This is a genomic window from Azospirillum baldaniorum (genome assembly GCF_003119195.2).
In the GTDB taxonomy this organism is placed as follows: domain Bacteria; phylum Pseudomonadota; class Alphaproteobacteria; order Azospirillales; family Azospirillaceae; genus Azospirillum; species Azospirillum baldaniorum.
The window spans coordinates 512,699-532,415 of the sequence record NZ_CP022254.1 but is presented as its reverse complement, the minus strand read 5'-3'; the positions used below and the strand labels follow the sequence as shown (position 1 = coordinate 532,415).

Sequence of the window (19,717 nt, the reverse complement as noted above, 5' to 3'; positions counted from 1 at the left end):
GTAGTGTCCGCGCCATGACGGCGGACTTCTTCCAGGATCGCCCGGCGCCCTATGGCTGCGACCCCGCACAGACGCGCGGCCGGCTGTTCCCGGAGCCGGAAAGCCCGACGCGCTCGTGCTATCAGCGCGACCGCGACCGCATCGTGCATTCCGGTGCCTTCCGCAAGCTGAAATACAAGACGCAGGTCTTCGTCTATCACGAGGGCGACTATTTCCGCACGCGCCTGACCCATAGCCTGGAGGTGGCGCAGATCGCCCGCTCGATCAGCCGCGCGCTGGGGCTGAACGAGGATCTGGCGGAGGCGGTGGCGCTCGCCCACGATCTCGGCCACACGCCGTTCGGCCACGCCGGCGAGGACGCGCTGAACGCCTGCATGGCGCCCTACGGTGGCTTCGCCCACAACGACCAGACGCTGCGCATCCTGACGATGCTGGAGCGGCGCTACGCTGATTTCGACGGGCTGAACCTGACCTGGGAAGCGCTGGAGGGCGTGGTCAAGCACAACGGGCCGCTGCTGCCTCTCCGTGATGGTGAAAAGCTGCCGACGACGCTGGCCGCCTTCCAGGAGCGCTGGGACCTGGAGCTTCACACCAACCCGGGCGCCGAGGCGCAGGTGGCGGCCCTGGCCGACGACATCGCCTACAACAATCACGACATCGACGACGGGCTGCGCGCCGGCCTGTTCACGGTGGACGAGGTGGCGGAACTGCCGCTGGTCGGCCCGGTGGTGCGGCAGGTCTGCGACCGCTATCCGGGGCTGGAGCGCTCCCGCCTGATCCACGAGACGATCCGACGGATGATCAACAACATGATCGTCGACCTGCTGGCCGAGACGCGGGAGCGGCTGGACCGCCACCGTCCGGGCAGCGCCGCCGAGCTGCGCGCCCTGCCGGAGGCGGTCGTCAGCTTCTCCCCTGCGATGTTCGAGGCGCAGCGGCCCTTGCGCGCCTTCCTGAAACAGCGCATGTACCGCCATTACCGGGTCAACCGGGAAATGAGCAAGTGCAAGCGGGTGGTCGCTGCCCTGTTCGACCTGTTCATGGCCGAGCCGAACACCCTGCCGACGCAGTGGCAGGAGGATGTCGCGAAGCAGGGAGGGCAGGGGGACCGGACGGTGCTGGCGCGGCTGGTCGCCGACTACATCGCCGGGATGACCGACCGCTACGCGCTCGCCGAATACGCCCGCCTGTTCGACATGGACGCCAAGACCTGAACGGCTAAGACCGAAACGGCCCAGACCTAAAGCAAGAATTGAAACGATGAACATCTTCAAGGTCTTCGAGAACGACATCCGCAAGCTGCTGGACGAGCTGGCCGCCGAGGGCCAGATCCCGGCGGGGCTCGACACCGCGCGCCTGACGGTGGAGCCGCCGCGCGAGGCGGCGCACGGCGACCTGTCGACCAACGCGGCGATGATCCTGGCCAAGCCGGCGGGCAAGCCGCCGCGTGCGCTGGCCGAGCTGCTGGTGGCGAAGCTGAAGACCCGCCCCGACGTGGCGAGCGCCGAGATCGCCGGTCCGGGCTTCGTGAACCTGCGCCTGACGGCCGACGTCTGGCGCGACCGCATCCGCGACGTGCTGACCGCCGGCACCGCCTATGGCGAGAGCACGCTGGGTGGCAAGCGTCCGGTGAACGTCGAATACGTGTCGGCCAACCCCACCGGCCCGCTGCACGCGGCCCACGGCCGCGGCGCCGTGTTCGGCGACGCGCTGGCCGCGCTGCTGGAGAAGGCCGGCTACGCCGTCGCCCGTGAATATTACATCAACGACGCCGGCGCCCAGGTCGATGTGCTGGGCCGCTCGACCTTCCTGCGCTACCGCGAGGCGCTGGGCGAGGACATCGGCGAGATTCCGGCGGGCCTCTATCCCGGCGAGTATTTGAAGGAGGTCGGGCAGGCCCTGGCCGAGCGCGACGGCAACAAGTGGGTCGGCGCGGACGAGGCCGACTGGCTGCCGGCCTGCCGTGACTTCGCCATCGCCACGATCATGGAATGGATCAAGGAGGACCTCGGCGTCCTCGGGGTCCGCATGGACGTCTACAGCTCCGAACGCGCGCTGGTGAAGGCCGGGGCGGTGGACACGGCGCTGAAGGCGCTGGAGGACCGCGGCCTGATCTACGTCGGCGTGCTGGAGCCGCCGAAGGGCAAGAAGCCCGACGACTGGGAGCCGCGTCCGCAGACCCTGTTCAAGTCCACCGACTTTGGCGACGACGTCGACCGCCCGCTGAAGAAGTCGGACGGTTCCTTCACCTACTTCTCCAACGACATCGCCTATCACTACGACAAGCACCGCCGCGGCTTCGACCTGCAGATCGACGTGTGGGGAGCCGACCATGGCGGCTACGTCAAGCGCATGCAGGCGGCGACCACGGCGATCACCGAGGGCAAGGCGTCGCTGGACGTGAAGCTGTGCCAGCTCGTCCATCTGATGAAGAATGGCGAGCCGGTGAAGATGTCCAAGCGCGCCGGCACCTTCGTGACGCTGCGCGACGTGATCGAGGAGGTTGGCCGCGACGTCGTCCGCTTCATCATGCTGACCCGCCGCAACGACCAGACTCTGGATTTCGACTTCGCCAAGGTCGTCGAGCAGTCGAAGGACAACCCGGTCTTCTACGTGCAGTACGCCCACGCCCGCTGCCGCTCGGTGCTGCGTCACGCCGCGACGGCGTTGCCGGGGGCCGACCTGTCGCTGGCGGCGCTGGCCGCCAGGGCCAACCTCGCCCGCCTCGACAGCGAGGAGGAGATGGCGCTGGCCAAGCGCATGGCGACCTGGCCGCGCTTGGTCGAATCCGCCGCCGAGGCGCATGAGCCGCACCGCGTGGCCTTCTACCTCTACGACCTCGCCAGCGACTTCCACGCGCTGTGGAACAAGGGCCGCGACGACACCAGTCTGCGCTTCCTGATCGAGGGTGACGAGGAGGTGACGGTGGCCCGTCTGGCGCTGGTCAGCGCGGTCGCCACGGTGATCGCCTCCGGCCTCGCCGTGATGGGCGTGGAGCCGGTGGAGGAATTGCGGTCATGAGGTATGAGGGCGATGCCAACTACGCCAGCGATCCCTACGGCACGCCGCCGCAGCGGGGAGGTCGGCGCGGTCTGCTCGGCCTCGGTCTGGCGGTGGTCGGCATCGTGGCCTTCGCCGGCGCCATCGTCGTGGTCTACAGCGGCAAGGGGCAGAGCACGCCGGACGGCGGCCCGCCGCTGCTGACGGCCGACAGTGCGCCGACCAAGGCCCGCCCGGAGCAGCCCGGCGGCATGGAGGTGCCGCACCAGGACAAGCTGGTCTATGAGCGGCTGAACGACCGTGGGTCGAAGTCGCAGATCGAACGCCTGCTGCCGCCGCCGGAGGAGCCGCTGCCGCGGCCGGTCGTGGCCCCCCAGTTGCCGCCGTCGCCGACCCTGCCGGAGGCGCCCGCGGTGGCCCAACTGCCGCCGCCCCCGCCGGGCTCCACCACCACGGTGCCGCGCCAGGACAGTGAGGGGGCGCCGCCCGCCGCCGCTCCGGCTCCGCCGCCCGCCGTGGCCGCCCTTCCGGCCCCGGCACCGGCGGCTCCGGCGCCCAAGCCGCAGCCCGCGCCGCCCACTGCCAAGCCGGCTCCGGCTCCGCCGCAGGCCCAGACGCCTCCTCAGACGCCGCCCGCCGCGGCGCCCAAGCCGCAGCCTGCGCCGCCGGTGGCCGCCGCCCCGGCTCCGCAGCCGGCACCCGCTCCGGCGAAGGCGTCGGGTGGGGGAAACTGGCGCGTCCAGCTCGCCGCGGTGCGCAGCGAAGCCGAGGCATCGACGGAATGGAAGCGCCTGACCAGCCGCTACGGCGCGGCGCTCGGCGGTCTGTCCATGCAGGTCGCCAAGGCCGATCTGGGCGAGAAGGGCATCTTCTACCGCATCCAGGGCGTCGGCCTCGACGAGGAGCGCGCCAAGTCGGTCTGCGCCCAGCTCAAGTCCCAGAATGTGGGGTGTGTGGTTGTCCGTCCCTGATCCGGCCTTGCCAAACGCTCACGCCGTGACCGAACACGACCGCGCGCCCCATCGCGCCGTGGTGTTCGGCGCCGCCGGCACCGCCCTGACCACGGACGAGCGCGCCTTCTTCCGCGACGCCGATCCGCTGGGCTTCATTTTGTTCCGGCGCAATTGCGACACGCCGGAGCAGGTCCGCGCGCTGGTGGCGGAGATGCGCGCGGCGGTGGGCCGCGCCGACGCGCCGGTGCTGATCGACCAGGAGGGCGGGCGGGTGGCCCGCATGCGCCCGCCGCACTGGCCGGCCTTTCCGCCGATGCGCGCGTTCGGCGACCTCGCGGCCCGCGACGCTGCCGCCGGGCGGGAGGCCGCCCGGATCAACGCCCGGCTGCTGGCGCAGATGCTGGCGGACTGCGGCGTGACGGTGGATTGCGCCCCGGTCTGCGACGTGCCGGTGGAGGGTGCCCACGACATCATCGGCGACCGCGCCTTCTGCGGCGATCCGGCCCGTGTGGCCGATCTGGCGCGGGCGACCTGCGAGGGGCTGATGGCCGGCGGCGTGCTGCCGGTCGTCAAGCATCTGCCCGGCCATGGCCGGGCCTTCACCGACAGCCACGCCGAGCTGCCGGTTGTGGACGCCCCGCGCGCTGCGCTGGAGGTCACCGACTTCGCGCCCTTCCGCGCCCTGGCTGACATGCCGCTCGGCATGGTCGCCCATGTGGTGATGAAGGCCATCGACCCGGACCAGCCCGCCAGCACCTCGGCGACCGTGGTGCGCGATGTCGTGCGCGGCGCCCCCATCGGTTTCGACGGGCTGCTGTTCAGCGACGACCTGTCGATGGGCGCGCTGGCCGGCGGCATGCGCGGCCGGGCGGAGGCGGTCCTGGCCGCCGGGCTGGACGTCGTGCTCCATTGCAACGGCGTGATGGAGGAGATGGTGGCGGTGGCCGAGGGCGTTCCCGTGATGAGCGGCGAAGCCGTCCGCCGCTGGGAGCGGGCCGAGGCGCTGCGCGGCCCGGCGCAGCCGGTGGACGCCGACGACCTGCGGGCGCGTCTGGCGGAATTGCTGGGAACTCCCCAGGTTTAGAGCCATGCTCAGGCTTCCCCGGCGAATTCGGGGAGCGCAACGGGAGAGACAGGCGTGCTGGAAGGTCTGATCGACCGCATACCGATGATCTTTGCGGTCGCCATCCCCGCGATCCTCGCCATCACGCTGCACGAGGCGGCGCACGGATTCGTGGCGATGTGGCGCGGCGACGACACGGCGTGGCGGCTGGGCCGGGTGACGCTGAACCCGCTCCGCCACATCGATCCCCTGGGCACGGTGGTGCTGCCGGCGGTGATGTATTTCACCACCGGCTTCGTCTTCGGCTGGGCCAAGCCGGTGCCGGTGAATTTCGGGCGCCTGCACCACCCGCGCCGCGACATGGTGTGGGTGGCGCTGGCCGGGCCGGGGGTGAATTTCGTGCTGGCGCTGGTCTCCGCGATCATCTGGGGCTTCACCGGCCCGCAGGGCGGGGCGACCGAGATGTGGTTCCGCGCCGCGCTGGAGGTGTCCGTCCTGGTCAACGTCGTGCTGATGGTCTTCAACATGATCCCGCTGCCGCCGCTCGACGGCGGGCGCGTGGCGGTCGGCATCCTGCCCGACGCGCTGGCCTTCCCGCTGGCCCGGCTGGAGAAGTACGGCATGCTGATCCTGATCGGCGCCTTCTTCCTGCTGCCCTTCATCGGGCGGGAGCTTGGCATGGACCTCAGCGTCTTCTCCTGGGTGCTCGGCCCGCCGGTGGATTACATGATCGAGTTGATCCGCATCCTCAGCGGCAACTGACGGCATGGTTGGCAGGGAACCCCCGGATCGTGAGGACGAGGGCGCCAAGGCGGCCAGCCCGGCGGAACAGCTCGTCCTCGTCCTGGACGGGTTCGAGGGGCCGCTCGACATGCTGCTGGCGCTGGGGCGCGAGCAGAAGGTGGACCTGACGAAGATTTCCATCCTCCAGCTCGCCGACCAGTATCTCGCCTTCATCGCCGAGGCGCGGAAGGTGCGGCTGGAGCTGGCGGCGGATTATCTCGTCATGGCGGCGTGGCTGGCCTACCTGAAGTCCCGCCTGCTGATCCCCGAGGTCGAGGACGAGGAGCCGTCGGGCGAGGACATGGCGGCGGCGCTGGCCTTCCAGCTCCAGCGGCTGGAAGCGATGAAGGGGGCGGCGGCCAAGCTGTTCGCCCGCCCGCAGCTCGGGGTGGACCGTTTCGCCCGTGGCGCCCCGGAAGACCTTGACATCCTGCGCAAGTCGGTTTTCCAGGTCACGCTTTACGACCTGCTGAAGGCCTATGGCGAGCACAAGAAGCGGCAGGAGGGCGGCGTCCTGCAAATCGAGCCGGTGCGCCTCTATTCGCTGGAGGACGCGGTGCGCCGCCTGTCCGAGCTGCTGGGCCGCATGCCGGACTGGGCCACCCTGTCGAGTTTTCTGCCGGACGGCGTGCGCGGCGGGCTGCTGACCCGCTCGGCGCTGGCCGCTCATTTCGCGGCGACGCTGGAGCTGGCCAAGGCCGGCCGTGTGGAGCTTCGCCAGGACGGCGCCTTTTCCCCCATCTACGTCCGCCGGGCATCGCGCCGGCATGAGCACCAGCATGAGCAGGGCGACGAGGAATGAGCGGACCCGACGGCATGATCCAGGAGATCGAGAACCCGGAGGAGGTCGAGCGGCGCTTGCGCGATCTGCGGCTTCTGGAAGCGTTGCTGTTTGCCTCCGCGGACCCGCTGGATGAGGAGACGCTGGGGCGGCGGCTGACCCGCGACGCCGACGTCCGCGCCCTGCTGGAGGAATTGCGCGTCCATTACGCGGCGCGCGGGGTGAACCTGATCCGCACCGGCGCCGGCTGGTCCTTCCGCACGGCGGTGGACCTCGCCCCGCTGCTGCGGCAGGAGGAGGAGGTCTCCAAGAAGCTGTCCCGCGCCGCCATCGAGACGCTGGCGATCATCGCCTACCACCAGCCGGTGACCCGCGCCGAGATCGAGGCGATCCGCGGCGTGGCGACCAGCAAGGGCACGCTGGACATCCTGATGGAGAACGGCTGGATCCGGCCCGGCCGCCGCCGCGAGACGCCGGGCCGCCCGCTGACCTGGATCACCACCGACCATTTCCTCGACCATTTCGGCCTCGAGACGCTGCGCGACCTGCCGGGGGTGGAAGACCTGCGCGCCGCCGGCCTGCTCGATTCGCGGCCTGTGCTGCTGGGCATCGGCGGAACCGGCCTGGAGGACGCGGAACCATCGGAAAACACTGACGATTCCGATACCTGAGCGAAACGCTCGAAAATAAGAACCATTTGCATCAGGGTCGGCGCACCGCTACTAAGGTCAATCGACCGCCATCAAACGACCCCCGGGCCGCTTCAGACTGGGACCGCCATGGATCGTCCGTCCGTCACCGACGCCCGTTCTTTCTCCGCGACCGGAGACGCCGTTTCCGAACCTCGGCCGGCCGGCCTGCGCACCGCGCTGCGCGACAAGGCGTCGGCCCTGTTCAGCCGCGGGACCGATCCGCGGCAGGGCGCTCCCTGTGAGGCCGCGCCGGTCACGCTGCCGACCAACGGACGGCATCTCGACGCCTCCGGTCCGCAGGGCGGCCCCCAGGGCGGCGGCGCCGCCATCACGATGGAGGCCCTGGCGCTGAATGGCGTCACCCACCGCTACGGGCGCGTCGTCGCCGTCGACGACGTCAGCGTGACCATCGGGGCGGGGGAGATCGTCTGCCTGTGCGGGCCGTCCGGCTGCGGCAAGTCCTCGCTGCTGCGCATCGCGGCGGGGCTGGAGGCGGTGCAGACCGGCTCCGTCCGGATCGGCGGAACGGTGGTGGCGGATGAGCGCGGCGCGGTGCCGCCGGAACGCCGCGGCGTCGGCCTCGTCTTCCAGGATTACGCGCTGTTTCCGCACCTGTCGGTGCTCGACAACGTGCGCTTCGGCCTGACCGCCCTGTCCGGCGAGGCGCAGCGCAAGCGCGCGCTGGAAACGCTGGGGCAGGTCGGCATGGCCGGCTACGCCGATTCCTTCCCGCACCATCTCTCCGGCGGGCAGCAGCAGCGTGTGGCGCTCGCCCGCGCGCTCGCCCCGAATCCGGCGGTTCTGCTGCTCGATGAGCCGTTTTCGGGTCTGGACGCCCGGCTGCGCGAGCAGGTGCGTGACGAGACGCTGCATGTGCTGAAGCAGAACGGTGCGGCGACCATGCTGGTCACCCACGACCCGGAGGAGGCCATGTTCCTGGCCGACCGCATCGCGCTGATGCGCGCCGGCAAAGTCGTTCAGGTCGGCAACCCGGTGGACCTCTACACCCGCCCGGTCAACGCCTTCGCCGCCGAGTTCTTCGGCGAGGTCAACCGGCTGTCGGGGGTCGTGCAGGGCGGGGCGGTGGACACGCCGGTCGGCCCGATCCCGACGGAAGTCGCCGACGGCACCGCCGTCGACGTGCTGATCCGCCCGGAAGCGCTGAAGCTGTCCGCCCAGCCCGCCGCCACGGTTCCCGCCGGGGACCTGCCGGTCCTGGCGCGCGTGATGGCGGCGCGCCTGCTGGGCCGGACCAGCCTCGTCCATCTCGACGTGCCGGACGGGAAGGGCGGTTCGGTGCATCTGCACTCCCGCATGCCCGGCCAGTTCCTGCCCCCCGAACAAAGTCACGTTTCGGTGTGCATGGACCTGTGTCAGGCCTTCGTTTTTCCAGCCGGTGCACCCACTTAGTCGTTTGAGCGGTTTCGCCCGACCGATCGTTGCGGGAGGGGAACCTTTCTGCCATAGTGCCGCCCCGCCATTGGGCTGCCTGTTCAGGAAACGTGTGTCATGGGATTCTCCAGCGTCTGGCATTGGGTCATCGTCCTTCTGATCGTCCTGCTCCTGTTCGGCGCCGGCAAGCTGCCGAAGGTCATGGGCGACCTCGCCAAGGGCATCAAGAACTTCAAGGCCGGCCTGAAGGACGAGGAAGAGGGTACCGCCACCGGTGCCGACTCCAAGGTCCTGCCGAACCAGCCGGTCCCGCCGGCTCAGCCGGTGTCCTCGGTTCATCCGGTTCCGCCCACCCCGGTTCCGCCCATCGCCGACCCCGGCGTGAAGAAGGACGAGACGGCCCGCACCTGACCGTCCGGCGCCCTTCATCCCCGCGCCGCTTCGAAAGGCTGAGGAGCCATGTTCGACATCGCATGGTCGGAACTGATGGTCATCGCGGTCATCGCCCTCGTGGTGATCGGCCCGAAGGACCTGCCCAAGGCCATCTACACCCTGGGAAAATGGGTGAAGAAGGCGCGCGTCGTCGCGCGCGATTTCCAGGGCCACATCGACGACATGATGCGCGAGGCGGAGCTTGACGAGCTTCGCAAGGAGGCCCTGAAGGTCCGCGACACGAACCTCAAGAAGATGGTCGAGAACACGATCGATCCGAAGGGGGAACTGAAGGGCGCCTTCGACGTGGGGGCCAACCTCGGGGCCGACGGCTATCACGGCAGCCCGCCGGAGGATGGTCCCGCTCCCGTGCCTCCCGTCGGATCGCCGCAGGTGACGGCGGCCCAGCCGCAGCCGGCGACCGAACCGCCGGTCACGGCCCCGCTTCCTCCGGCTCCGCCCGCGGAGTTCGTCCCGGCCCCGGCCCCGGCCCAGCCGCCGGTTCCGGCCTCCGCCGACTCCGCTGCGGCGGCAACCACGAACAAGCAGGCGTGACCCAGTGTCCGGCGAAACGCGCATGACCGGCGAAACCGACGACGAGCTCGAAGAAAGCAAGATGCCGCTGATCGACCATCTGGTCGAGCTGCGCAACCGTCTGATGTACGCGACGCTGGCGATCATCATCGCCTTCTTCGTGTGCTACGCTTTCTCCGACCGCATCTACAACTTCCTGGTCCAGCCCCTGGCCGACATCCTGGCCGGGCAGGGGCGGCGGATGATCTACACCGGCCTGACCGAAGCCTTCTTCACCTATGTGAAGGTGGCCTTCTGGGCCGGCTGCTTCCTGTCCTTCCCCATCGTCGCCAGCCAGATCTGGATGTTCGTCGCGCCCGGCCTCTACAAGCACGAGCGCAAGGCCTTCCTGCCCTTCCTGGTGGCCACCCCGATCCTGTTCTTCCTGGGCGGGGCGATGGTCTACTACTTCATCTTCCCGCTGGCTTGGCGCTTCTTCCTGGGGTTCGAGTTCCATCCGGGCATGGACGCCAGCGCTTTGCCGATCGAGTTCGAGGCCCGCGTCAGCGAGTATCTCGGCCTCGTGATGCACCTGATCTTCGCCTTCGGTCTGGCCTTCCAGCTTCCGGTCCTGCTGACCCTGCTGATCCGGGCCGGGCTGCTGACGACGGAGACGCTGGCCGCCAAGCGGCGCTACGCCATCGTGTTCGTGTTCATCGTCGCGGCGGTCTTGACCCCGCCGGACGTTATCAGCCAGGTCGGCCTCGCCATTCCTCTGCTGGCGCTCTATGAGGTGTCGATCCTGATCGGCCGCCGCATCGAGAAGACGCGCGGCGACACCGACGAGACGGAAGCCGAGCAGGCGTAAGGCCCGTCGCGCCTTACGCCGTCGCTTCGTCGACCATCACCTGATTGCGGCCGTTCCGCTTGGCCCGGTAGAGGGCCAGGTCGGCGGCCGCCAGCGCCGCGTCGAGATCCTCGCCGCTGCGGCAGGCGGCGATTCCGATGCTGACGCTGGCGGCGATCTCGTGGCCCTGGAAGGGCAGCGGCCGAGCCGCCACGTCGCGCCGCAGCGCTTCCGCCAGCGTCGCCGCCCCGGCGCGGTCGGTGTCGGGAAGCAGCAGGCAGAACTCCTCCCCGCCATAGCGTCCGAACAGGTCGGTGCGGCGCAGCCGCGCCGTGACGGTCTCGGAGAAGAGCCGAAGAAGCGCGTCGCCGGCCAGATGGCCGAAGGTGTCGTTGACCCGCTTGAAGCGGTCGAGATCGAGAAGCAGCAGGGTCAGCGGCGCCCCGTTGCGTTGCGCCCGCAGCAACTCCCGCTCGGCGTGCTTCAGGAAGGCCCGGCGGTTGTAGGCGCCGGTCAACGGGTCGATGGTGCCGATGCGGTCCAGATCGGCCTGAAGCTTCTCGCTGGTCATGGCGAGGAAGCCGAACCCCCAGCCCGTGACGGCAAGGATGGCCTCCAGAAATCCGGCGCTCTGCACCAGGTTGGGTGTCAGGATGCTGTCCAACGGCCCACCCCAGGCGGTCAGCACGGCGCGCCCGGCCACGAACAGGGCGTGGGCCAGGAAAACCAGAGCGGTGACCCGTTGCGCCCGCCTCGGCCGGTCCGCCGGCCCCATCCACCACAGCTCCAGGGCCGCCAGCAGCGACAGGCCGGTGATTCCGGCGGACATGATCAGGACGCGCGCCGTCACGTCGTTGGTTGCCACCACGAACCACGCGATGCCCGCGGTCAAGACGGCGAGCAGCGCCATCCCGAAGCGCCAGGGAATGGACCGTCCGGCGAAGCTGCGCACGCCGAACCAGTTCAGGATGTAGGTGGCGGCCACCAGGGCGTTGCTCAGCGGTACGACGGCGGCGGGTGGCCAGACCCCGTAAGCGGTGACCATGGCCATCCCGACGGTGCCGAGCAGCGCTCCCCCGGCCCAATAGGCCAGCGCGGTGATGTGGCGGTGCGCCCTCCAGGTCAGGAAGGCGGCGATGGACAGCAGAACGCCGATGCCCACCAGGACGATGACAAGGGTGCGGGTGTCGAGGATCATGTCCGGAGTGGGGAGGGCAGCGGTCGATTCCGGGGTTCTGCACGCATTCGCGTTCCCGGCGCCACCGATAAGTATAGGACACCAATCATTTCAGGGTCTTTCCCTTCGGCGGGGCTCCGCCTCTGGACCTTCACCCGGCGGCGGACTATAACCAGCCTCCCACCCATTCCGTATCGCCGTGAGCCATGCACGACCTTCGCGCCATCCGTGAGAACCCCGAATCCTTCGACCGCGGTCTCGCCCGCCGGGGCCTTGAGCCGATGTCGTCGACGGTGCTGGACCTCGATTCGCGCCGCCGCGCCGCGCAGACCCAGCTTCAGGAGATGCAGGCGCGCCGCAACGAGGCGGCGAAGGAGATCGGCCTCGCCAAGCGGGAGGGCCGCGACGCCCAACCGCTGATGGAGGAGATGGCGCAGCTCAAGGAGCGGCTGCCCCAGGTCGAGGAGGAGGAGAAGGCGCTGGGCGCCGAGCTGGACGGCCTGCTCGCCTCCATCCCGAACCTGCCCGCCGACGATGTGCCGGAAGGCCCGGACGAGAGCGCCAACGTCGAAATCCGCCGCTGGGGCGAGCCGAAGGCCATCGCGGACGCCAAGCAGCATTTCGAACTGGGCGAAGCGCTGGGCCTGATGGATTTCGAGGCGGCGTCGCGCATGTCGGGCGCCCGCTTCACCGTTCTGAAAGGCGGGCTGGCCCGGCTGGAGCGCGCGCTCGCCGACTTCATGCTGGACATCCACACCGGCGAGCACGGCTACACCGAGATCGCGCCGCCGCTGATGGTGCGCGACAACGCCCTGTTCGGCACCGGCCAGCTTCCGAAGTTCGAGGAGGACCTGTTCCGCACGGGCGATCACTATCTGATCCCGACCTCGGAAGTGCCGCTGACCAACCTCGTCAACGACCAGATCGTGGCGACGGAGGAACTGCCCCACCGCTACACCGCGCTGACCCCCTGCTTCCGCGCCGAGGCCGGGTCGGCCGGCCGCGACACGCGCGGCATGATCCGCCAGCACCAGTTCTGGAAGGTCGAGATGGTCAGCGTCACCGCGCCGGACCAGTCGGAGGCGGAGCACCAGCGCATGACCCAGTGCGCCGAGACCATCCTGCAGCGGCTGGGGCTGCCCTACCGCGTGGTGACTCTGTGCACCGGCGACATGGGCTTCTCGGCGCGCAAGACCTTCGACATCGAGGTCTGGCTGCCCGGCCAGAGCATGTATCGCGAGATTTCGAGCTGCTCGAACTGCGGCGACTTCCAGGCCCGCCGCATGAAGGCCCGCTGCCGTCCGAAGGGCGAGAAGCAGACGCAGTTCGTCCACACGCTGAACGGCTCGGGCGTGGCGGTCGGGCGCTGCCTGATCGCGGTGCTGGAGAATTACCAGCAGCCCGACGGCTCCATCCTGGTTCCCGAAGCGCTCCGGCCCTACATGCGCGGGCTGGAAAGGATCACCGCCTGATGTTCGATCATCCGCTCGACCTGTCGAACGCGCGCATCCTCGTCACCAACGATGACGGCATCCACGCGCCGGGCCTGAAGGTTCTGGAGGCCATTGCCCGCTCCATCTCCGACGACGTGTGGGTGGTGGCGCCGGAGATGGAGCAGTCGGCGGCCAGCCACTCGCTGACCATCAACCGGCCGCTGCGCCTGCGCCAGCTGGACGAGCGGCGCTACACGGTGGACGGCACGCCGACCGACTGCGTCCTGCTGGCCGTCAACCACATCATGAAGGACGCCCGTCCGACGCTGGTCCTGTCCGGCGTCAACCAGGGCTCCAACATCGGCGAGGACGTGACCTATTCGGGCACCATCGCGGCGGCCATGGAGGCGACCCTGCTGGGCGTCCCGGCCATCGCGCTCAGCCAGCACTACGAGAACCGCGCCCAGATCGACTGGTCGGCGGCGGAGCGCTGGGGGCCCGAGGTCGTCCGCAAGGCGGTGTCCACGCCCTGGCCGAAATACGTCCTGCTCAATGTGAACTTCCCGGCCTGTCCGGCCGATCAGGTCAGCGGCATCCAGGTCGTCCGCCACGGCAAGCGCAAGATCGGCGACGAGCTGGTGGAACGTGTCGATCCGCGCGGCAAACCCTATATCTGGATCGGGACCCTGCGCGGCGAGGCTGACGTGGCGCCGGACACCGACATCCATGTGGTCTTCCACGGAGGCATTTCGGTGACGCCGGTCTATCTGGATCTGACGCACACGCCGACGCTCCAGACCTTGCGGCACGCGTTCGAGTGAGGTCGTTTCCAATGTGAGCGGGTAGGATGTGACGGTCGAGGCACGCAAGATCCGGCTTCTGATGGCGTTGCGCCGCAACGGCGTGACCGACACCCGGGTTCTGGCCGCGATCGAGCGAATACCGCGCGAGCGCTTCGTCCCCGACCCCTTCCAGGATCAGGCGTGGGAGGACACGGCGCTTCCCATCGATCTGGGCCAGACCATCAGCCAGCCGCTGATCGTGGCGCTGATGACCCAGGCGTTGGAGCTGGGGGAGCGGCAGACGGTGCTGGAGATCGGCACCGGCTCCGGCTATCAGGCGGCTGTTTTGTCGCGGCTGTGCCGACGGGTCTACACCGTCGAGCGGCTGCGCCCGCTGCTGACCGAGGCGGAGGGGCGATTCCAGGCGCTGCGCCTGAACAACATCACGACCCGCCACGGCGACGGGACGAAGGGCTGGCCCGAACAGGCGCCGTTCGAGCGCATACTGGTCACGGCCGCCGGAGGCCCCGATGCGCCAAAGGACTTGACGGATCAGCTCGCCGTTGGTGGTGTCATGGTCATCCCGCTGGGGGGCGACTACCGCGGCCAGCGGGTCGTCCGCATCCGGCGGACCGAAACCGGTCTTACACGGGAGGACTTGTGGCCCGTCCGCTTCGTACCGTTGCTGTCCGACCCTCCGTCTCCGCCAGGAACGGAGTAGCCGGCCCGTTCGGCGTGTCACTTGGCGTCACATCCAGCGTGTCTGGGCGCGCCCTCCTCGCGGCGCTGGCGTTGATCCCGCTGCTCGCCGCCTGCCAGCAGCGCACCGGCGATCTGGCGCCGGTTACCTCGGTGTCCAATTCCCCGGACTCCATCGGCGGCGCGGTGATCGTGCAGCGCGGGGACTCCGCCTATTCGCTGTCGCGACGCTACAATGTGCCGCTGCGTGACCTGCTGGAGGTCAACCACCTGTCGCCGCCCTACCAGTTGCAGGTCGGCCAGCGTCTCGTCCTGCCGGTGTCGCGCCAGTACATCGTCCAGCGCGGCGACACGCTCTATGGCATCTCCCGCATGTTCAGCGCGGACATGAGCGAGCTGACCCGGCTCAACGGCCTGACCGCGCCCTACGCGGTGCAGGCCGGGCAACCGCTGCGCCTGCCGGGTGGCCCAGGCAGTGGTGACGCCCCGGGCGGCACCGCGGTGGCCCAGGCGCCGTCCTCCAGCGCGGGGGCCGCCGTCGGCGGCGTGGTGGCCTCGGCCCCGGTCAAGCAGGTGTCGCGCGGGTCCATCCAGGCGGCGGAGCTGCCGCCTCCGGGCGCCTCGGCCCCGGCCCCGGTCGAAAGAGCCCCGGTGGAGAGCCCCTCGCAGACCGCGACCGTCCTCGCCCCGGTGCCCGGCGCCAAGCCGGCGGTCGCGCCGGAGGCGGCGACCGGAGCGCCCGTCTATCAGCCGGGGCAGGCCCCGACCTCGCTGCGCCCGCCCGGCCAGAAGCCCGCCGTTCCGGAGCCGGCGCCCGCTCCGCGCGTTGTCGAGGCCGCTCCGGTCCCGCCGCCGCCGCCGGCGCCGGCCCAGGAGGTCGCCGCCGCTCCGCCCCCGCCGCCAAAGGCCGCGGAGCAGGCGACGGCGCAGCGCGCCACCGGGCGCCTGCTCTGGCCGGTGAAGGGGAAGGTGATCTCGACCTTCGGGCCGAAGCCGGACGGTCTGCACAACGACGGCCTGAACATCGCCGCCGCCAAGGGAACGACGGTGGTCGCCGCCGACAACGGCGTCGTGGCCTATGCCGGCAACGAGCTGCGCGGCTTCGGCAATCTGCTGCTGGTGAAGCATTCGGACGGCTTCATCACCGCCTACGCCCATCTCGACCGCATCGACGTCGAGCGGGGCGTGGCGGTGAAGCGCGGGCAGGCCATCGGCACGGTCGGCCAGACCGGATCGGTGACGAGCCCGCAGCTTCACTTCGAACTGCGCAAGGGCAGCCAGGCGGTCGATCCGCGCGACCGCATGGAGCCGCGGGTCAGCGAAGGGGCTTCTCCAGACGGCCAGCCAGGTCCTGGATGAACTGCCAGGCCACCCGGCCGGAGCGGCTGCCGCGGGTCACCGACCATTCCACGGCCTCGGCCCGCAGCTGCTCCGCCGGGATGTCCAGCCCAAAGCGGGCGGCGTAGCCCTCGATCATCGCGAAGTAGGTCGGCTGGTCGCAGTTGTGGAAGCCCAGCCACAGGCCGAAGCGGTCGGACAGCGACACCTTCTCCTCGACCGCCTCCGCCGGGTTGATGGCGGTGGAGCGCTCGTTCTCGATCATGTCGCGCGGCATCAGATGGCGGCGGTTGGAGGTGGCGTAGAACACCACATTCTCCGGGCGCCCCTCGATCCCGCCCTCCAGAACGGCCTTCAGCGACTTGTAGTGCGCGTCGTCATGGTCGAAGGACAGGTCGTCGCAGAACAGGATGAAGCGGCGCGGCTCGTCCTTCAGCCGGGCGAGCAGGCGGGGCAGGGTGGGGATGTCCTCGCGGTGGATCTCCACCAGCGCCAGCGTGCCGGGATGGTCCTGCGCCACCGCGGCGTGCACCGACTTGACCAGCGAGCTTTTGCCCATGCCGCGCGAGCCCCAGAGCAGGGCGTTGTTGGCGGGCAGGCCGGTGGCGAAGCGGGTGGTGTTGTCCAGCAGGATGTCGCGCTGCCGCTCGACGCCGCGCAGCAGGCCGATCTCCACCCGGTTGACGGTGGGCACCGGCTCCAGCCGGTCGGGATCGGCGTGCCAGACGAAGGCGTCGGCGGCGCCGAGGTCGAGCCGGCCCGGCGGCGGCGGGGCGAGCCGTTCCAGGGCCTCGGCGATGCGGGTGAGGAGGGGCAGCAGTTGGGCGTCCGACATCGTGTTCCTTCGCAGGCGTTTCTTCCGGTTTCGTTGCGCCGACCCTAACCCGCCGGCCCGGCGCCGGACAAGGAGGCGCGCTTGCGGGGGAGGCGTGCGCGCCGCTATGGTGCGCCAAGCGCGAACCGAGGGCCGGCCATGCACGCAGAACGTTCCACCGATCTCCCGAAGCCGGCGGGGAGCGCCGAACATGTGCTGCGGCGGCTGGAGGAGACGCCCCTTCGCGAGGACCCCTTTCCGCATCTGGTGGTGCCGGACGCCCTGCCGGCGGACCTCTACGCCCGCGCCGTCGCCCAGTGGCCGAGGTTCGAGGCGCTGGCCCTCCTGCAGATGGACAGCCTTCCCCAGCGCTATCAGATGGTCCTGACCGACCGCAATCTGAGGGAGATGGAGCCGGAGGCCGAAGCGGTCTGGCGGGAGGTTCGCGACTGCCTGTTCGGGCCGGAGACGCTGAGGCGGCTGGCGCCGCGCTTCCCCTCGCTCGCCGCCAAGCTGGAAACGCCGATCGGAAGCCGGCCGGCCATGGTCTACGCGCGTCTGGTCGAGGACCATGCGGGCCACGCCATGCTGCCCCACACCGACGTGTTCGGCACCTTCCTGTCCATGCTGCTCTACATGCCGGCGGACGGCCGCCGCCCCGATCTCGGCACGGCGCTGTACCGGCCCCGCGACCCGTCCTTCACCGCCAACGCCGGGCGCTCGACCGAACGGTTCCCGCGCGAGGATTTCGAGCTGGCCGGCACAGCGCCCTTCCTGCCGAACCATCTCCTGGCCTACGCGCCGTCCGACCGGTCCTTCCATGGGGTGGAGCCGGTGGAGGCGCCCTGCACGCGCCGCTTCCTGCTTCTCTTTGCCGTGATGGACAGCCGCGGCCCTTGAAGCCCGGCGGACGTACCCCTATTCCATTGCATCGACGGCCCGGACCGTTATAGTCGCCGCGTCCGCGAGCGCCCGCTGCGCCTTCGGAACCAAACCACAGGGAGCCTCCAGATGTTCGTTTCGACGGCCTATGCACAGACCGCCGCGCCCGCCGCCGGTGGGGCCGACATGATCGTGCAGTTCCTGCCGCTGATTCTGATTTTCGTCGTCTTCTATTTCCTGCTGATCCGTCCGCAGCAGAAGAAGATGAAGGAACACAAGGGCATGCTGGAGTCCATCCGCCGCGGTGACCGCGTGGTGACCGGCGGCGGCATCATCGGCACGATCACCAAGGTCGGCCCGGACGACGAGCTTCAGGTCGAGATCGCCGAGAACGTCCGCGTCCGCGTCATGCGCTCCACCGTGAACCTCGTGCTGTCGAAGTCCGAGCCGGCCAAGAGCGCCGACGAGAAGGCTGAAGAGAAGGTCGTGGACCGCAAGTAACGCGGTTCTCCGGTAGCGAACGGGACTGGTTTACGAATGCTGTATTTTCCGCGCTGGAAGATTTTTCTGATCGTCGCGATCTGCGTGCTCGGGACCATCCTCACGCTGCCGAACTTTCTCAGCCGTGAGACGTTGTCGGCCCTGCCGAACTGGTACGCGCACAACCGGGTCAACCTCGGCCTCGACCTGCGCGGCGGGTCGCACCTGCTGCTCGAGGTGGACATGGGCGCGGTCATCCGTGACCGCGTCGAAGGTCTGGTCGATTCGGCGCGCACCCAGCTGCGCAACGACAATGTCGGCTACACGGCGATCAACCCGGGCGACCGCGGCATCACCGTGCAGCTCCGCGACCCGGCGCAGGCCGACACGGCGGTGCGGGCGCTGCGCCAGCTCGCCAACACCATCGGCGGCGGACCGCTCGGCGGCGGCCAGCCGGACCTGGAGGTCACCGCCAGCGGCGGCAGCGTCACCGCCCGGCTCAGTGAGATCGCCCTGCGCGAGCGCGCCACCCAGGCCATCGAGCAATCCATCGAGATCGTGCGGCGCCGCATCGACGAGACCGGCGTCAACGAGCCGACCATCGCCCGCCAGGGCGCCGACCGCATCCTGGTCCAGCTTCCCGGCGTCGAGGACCCGGACCGCGTGAAGCGGCTTCTCGGCACCACCGCGAAGATGACCTTCCGTCTGGTCGACATGAACGCCGACCCGAGCGCCGGCCGCGCCCCTCCGGGCACCGACATCCTGCCCTCGGCGGAAGGCGGGCGGGCGCAGAGCGCCTACGTCATCCGCAAGAAGGTCGAGGTGGACGGCGCCAACCTGACCAACGCCACCGCGGGCAGCAACCCGCAGACCGGCGAGTGGGTGGTCAATTTCGAATTCGACAGCATCGGCGCCCGCCGCTTCGCCGATGTGACCCGCGCCAACGTCGGCCGGCCCTTCGCCATCGTGCTCGACAACAAGGTCATCAGCGCCCCGGTGATCCGCGAGCCGATCACCGGCGGACGCGGCCAGATCAGCGGCAACTTCACCGCCGCCGACGCCAACGACCTCGCCGTGCTGCTGCGCGCCGGCGCGCTGCCGGCCCCGCTGAAGGTGATCGAGGAGCGCACGGTCGGTCCCGACCTCGGCGCCGATTCGATCCGCGCCGGCCTGATGGCGGTGGGCATCGGCTTTGTGCTGGTCTGCGCCTACATGATCGCCGCCTACGGTCTGTTCGGGGCCTTCGCCTGCTTCGCCCTTCTGGTCAACACCGTCCTGACGCTGGCCGCGCTGTCGCTGCTCCAGGCGACGCTGACCCTGCCGGGCATCGCCGGTATCCTGCTGTCGCTCGGTCTGGCGGTCGACGCCAACATCCTGATCAACGAGCGTGTCCGCGAGGAGACCAAGAAGGGCCGCGGCGTCTTCGGCTCGGTCGAGGCCGGCTTCAGCCGCGCCTACTCCACCATCGTGGACGCCAACCTGACCACCGCCATCAAGATGGCCATCCTGTTCGTGCTGGGCACCGGCGCGATCAAGGGCTTCGCCGTCACCATCACCTTCGGCATCCTGATTTCGCTGTTCACGGCCACCGTGCTCGTGCGTCTCATGATGGTCAGTTGGCTGCGCAAGACGCGGCCGGCCGCCCTGCCGGTGTAA

General features: G+C 69.7%; 20 protein-coding genes. 18 read left to right on the top strand and 2 right to left on the bottom strand.

Annotation, left to right across the window (positions count from 1 at the left end):
• The first annotated feature begins 14 nt into the window (after positions 1–14).
• From Sp245p_RS16815 to tatC, 11 genes are all read left to right on the top strand, one after another.
• Complete coding sequence (locus Sp245p_RS16815; RefSeq protein ID WP_014197306.1) at positions 15–1,214, top strand: deoxyguanosinetriphosphate triphosphohydrolase; 1,200 nt, start codon at positions 15–17, stop codon at positions 1,212–1,214.
• 46 nt (positions 1,215–1,260) lie between these two features.
• Positions 1,261–3,021: an arginine--tRNA ligase gene (argS, locus tag Sp245p_RS16810; protein ID WP_109138693.1), complete on the top strand. Its 1,761-nt coding sequence runs from the start codon at positions 1,261–1,263 to the stop codon at positions 3,019–3,021.
• Entirely contained in the window at positions 3,018–3,971 is a 954-nt protein-coding gene (locus Sp245p_RS16805) for an SPOR domain-containing protein (RefSeq protein WP_014197303.1), read from the top strand. Before argS ends, Sp245p_RS16805 begins: the two co-directional genes overlap by 4 nt.
• Positions 3,972–3,996: 25 nt before the next feature.
• The gene (nagZ, locus tag Sp245p_RS16800) at positions 3,997–5,037 is read left to right on the top strand and encodes a beta-N-acetylhexosaminidase (RefSeq protein WP_246119787.1); all 1,041 of its coding nucleotides are present in this window, start codon (positions 3,997–3,999) and stop codon (positions 5,035–5,037) included.
• A gap of 54 nt (positions 5,038–5,091) precedes the next feature.
• Positions 5,092–5,778: a site-2 protease family protein gene (locus tag Sp245p_RS16795; RefSeq protein WP_014197300.1), complete on the top strand. Its 687-nt coding sequence runs from the start codon at positions 5,092–5,094 to the stop codon at positions 5,776–5,778.
• A 4-nt stretch (positions 5,779–5,782) separates the two neighbouring features.
• Positions 5,783–6,601, top strand: coding sequence for a segregation and condensation protein A (locus Sp245p_RS16790; RefSeq protein WP_014197299.1), 819 nt, complete (start codon positions 5,783–5,785; stop codon positions 6,599–6,601).
• On the top strand, positions 6,598–7,251 hold the full coding sequence (scpB, locus tag Sp245p_RS16785) for an SMC-Scp complex subunit ScpB (RefSeq protein WP_014197298.1): 654 nt from the start codon (positions 6,598–6,600) through the stop codon (positions 7,249–7,251). Before Sp245p_RS16790 ends, scpB begins: the two co-directional genes overlap by 4 nt.
• A 108-nt stretch (positions 7,252–7,359) precedes the next feature.
• A complete protein-coding gene (locus tag Sp245p_RS16780; RefSeq protein ID WP_014197297.1) occupies positions 7,360–8,682 on the top strand; it encodes an ABC transporter ATP-binding protein in 1,323 nt (440 codons plus the stop codon).
• Between the two features lie 99 nt (positions 8,683–8,781).
• A complete protein-coding gene (locus Sp245p_RS16775) occupies positions 8,782–9,075 on the top strand; it encodes a twin-arginine translocase TatA/TatE family subunit (protein ID WP_014197296.1) in 294 nt (97 codons plus the stop codon).
• Between the two features lie 48 nt (positions 9,076–9,123).
• Positions 9,124–9,651 (top strand): Sec-independent protein translocase protein TatB, encoded by a 528-nt coding sequence (gene tatB, locus Sp245p_RS16770; protein WP_014197295.1) that lies wholly within the window; start codon positions 9,124–9,126, stop codon positions 9,649–9,651.
• Between the two features lie 22 nt (positions 9,652–9,673).
• The gene (gene tatC / locus Sp245p_RS16765) at positions 9,674–10,477 is read left to right on the top strand and encodes a twin-arginine translocase subunit TatC (RefSeq protein WP_041812269.1); all 804 of its coding nucleotides are present in this window, start codon (positions 9,674–9,676) and stop codon (positions 10,475–10,477) included.
• 13 nt (positions 10,478–10,490) lie between these two features.
• Here the strand turns inward: tatC and Sp245p_RS16760 are convergent, their stop codons facing one another.
• Positions 10,491–11,654 carry a GGDEF domain-containing protein gene (locus Sp245p_RS16760; protein ID WP_109138689.1) on the bottom strand — a complete coding sequence of 388 codons (1,164 nt, stop codon included), beginning with the start codon at positions 11,652–11,654 and terminating at the stop codon, positions 10,491–10,493.
• A gap of 185 nt (positions 11,655–11,839) precedes the next feature.
• Between Sp245p_RS16760 and serS the strand changes: the two genes are divergently transcribed.
• Genes serS through Sp245p_RS16740 form a run of 4 tightly spaced genes read left to right on the top strand, consistent with a single transcriptional unit; the run spans position 11,840 to position 15,906 of the window.
• The gene (serS, locus tag Sp245p_RS16755) at positions 11,840–13,105 is read left to right on the top strand and encodes a serine--tRNA ligase (protein WP_014197291.1); all 1,266 of its coding nucleotides are present in this window, start codon (positions 11,840–11,842) and stop codon (positions 13,103–13,105) included.
• On the top strand, positions 13,105–13,887 hold the full coding sequence (gene surE / locus Sp245p_RS16750; RefSeq protein ID WP_014197290.1) for a 5'/3'-nucleotidase SurE: 783 nt from the start codon (positions 13,105–13,107) through the stop codon (positions 13,885–13,887). Before serS ends, surE begins: the two co-directional genes overlap by 1 nt.
• A 28-nt stretch (positions 13,888–13,915) precedes the next feature.
• Complete coding sequence (locus Sp245p_RS16745; RefSeq protein WP_014197289.1) at positions 13,916–14,569, top strand: protein-L-isoaspartate(D-aspartate) O-methyltransferase; 654 nt, start codon at positions 13,916–13,918, stop codon at positions 14,567–14,569.
• A gap of 38 nt (positions 14,570–14,607) precedes the next feature.
• Positions 14,608–15,906, top strand: a complete 1,299-nt coding sequence (locus Sp245p_RS16740; RefSeq protein ID WP_246119786.1) for a peptidoglycan DD-metalloendopeptidase family protein — start codon at positions 14,608–14,610, stop codon at positions 15,904–15,906.
• On the opposite strand, the gene Sp245p_RS16735 is transcribed toward Sp245p_RS16740, so the two are convergent.
• Positions 15,863–16,720 (bottom strand): ATP-binding protein, encoded by an 858-nt coding sequence (locus tag Sp245p_RS16735; RefSeq protein WP_014197286.1) that lies wholly within the window; start codon positions 16,718–16,720, stop codon positions 15,863–15,865. The genes Sp245p_RS16740 and Sp245p_RS16735 overlap by 44 nt on opposite strands.
• Before the next feature lie 138 nt (positions 16,721–16,858).
• On the opposite strand from Sp245p_RS16735, the gene Sp245p_RS16730 reads away from it, so the two are divergent.
• The 3 genes from Sp245p_RS16730 (at position 16,859) to secD (ending at position 19,717) form a co-directional block, all read left to right on the top strand.
• On the top strand, positions 16,859–17,599 hold the full coding sequence (locus tag Sp245p_RS16730; protein ID WP_014197285.1) for a hypothetical protein: 741 nt from the start codon (positions 16,859–16,861) through the stop codon (positions 17,597–17,599).
• Between the two features lie 111 nt (positions 17,600–17,710).
• The gene (yajC, locus tag Sp245p_RS16725) at positions 17,711–18,082 is read left to right on the top strand and encodes a preprotein translocase subunit YajC (protein WP_014197284.1); all 372 of its coding nucleotides are present in this window, start codon (positions 17,711–17,713) and stop codon (positions 18,080–18,082) included.
• 36 nt (positions 18,083–18,118) lie between these two features.
• Positions 18,119–19,717 (top strand): protein translocase subunit SecD, encoded by a 1,599-nt coding sequence (secD, locus tag Sp245p_RS35785; protein WP_014197283.1) that lies wholly within the window; start codon positions 18,119–18,121, stop codon positions 19,715–19,717.

Coding starts and splice junctions, on each gene's coding strand:
- Sp245p_RS16815 (WP_014197306.1), top strand. CDS start 15: ATGACGGCGGACTTCTTCCAGGATCGCCCGGCGCCCTATGGCTGCGAC.
- argS (WP_109138693.1), top strand. CDS start 1,261: ATGAACATCTTCAAGGTCTTCGAGAACGACATCCGCAAGCTGCTGGAC.
- Sp245p_RS16805 (WP_014197303.1), top strand. CDS start 3,018: ATGAGGTATGAGGGCGATGCCAACTACGCCAGCGATCCCTACGGCACG.
- Sp245p_RS16790 (WP_014197299.1), top strand. CDS start 5,783: ATGGTTGGCAGGGAACCCCCGGATCGTGAGGACGAGGGCGCCAAGGCG.
- scpB (WP_014197298.1), top strand. CDS start 6,598: ATGAGCGGACCCGACGGCATGATCCAGGAGATCGAGAACCCGGAGGAG.
- Sp245p_RS16780 (WP_014197297.1), top strand. CDS start 7,360: ATGGATCGTCCGTCCGTCACCGACGCCCGTTCTTTCTCCGCGACCGGA.
- Sp245p_RS16775 (WP_014197296.1), top strand. CDS start 8,782: ATGGGATTCTCCAGCGTCTGGCATTGGGTCATCGTCCTTCTGATCGTC.
- tatB (WP_014197295.1), top strand. CDS start 9,124: ATGTTCGACATCGCATGGTCGGAACTGATGGTCATCGCGGTCATCGCC.
- tatC (WP_041812269.1), top strand. CDS start 9,674: ATGACCGGCGAAACCGACGACGAGCTCGAAGAAAGCAAGATGCCGCTG.
- Sp245p_RS16760 (WP_109138689.1), bottom strand. CDS start 11,654: ATGATCCTCGACACCCGCACCCTTGTCATCGTCCTGGTGGGCATCGGC.
- serS (WP_014197291.1), top strand. CDS start 11,840: ATGCACGACCTTCGCGCCATCCGTGAGAACCCCGAATCCTTCGACCGC.
- surE (WP_014197290.1), top strand. CDS start 13,105: ATGTTCGATCATCCGCTCGACCTGTCGAACGCGCGCATCCTCGTCACC.
- Sp245p_RS16735 (WP_014197286.1), bottom strand. CDS start 16,720: ATGTCGGACGCCCAACTGCTGCCCCTCCTCACCCGCATCGCCGAGGCC.
- Sp245p_RS16730 (WP_014197285.1), top strand. CDS start 16,859: ATGCACGCAGAACGTTCCACCGATCTCCCGAAGCCGGCGGGGAGCGCC.
- yajC (WP_014197284.1), top strand. CDS start 17,711: ATGTTCGTTTCGACGGCCTATGCACAGACCGCCGCGCCCGCCGCCGGT.
- secD (WP_014197283.1), top strand. CDS start 18,119: ATGCTGTATTTTCCGCGCTGGAAGATTTTTCTGATCGTCGCGATCTGC.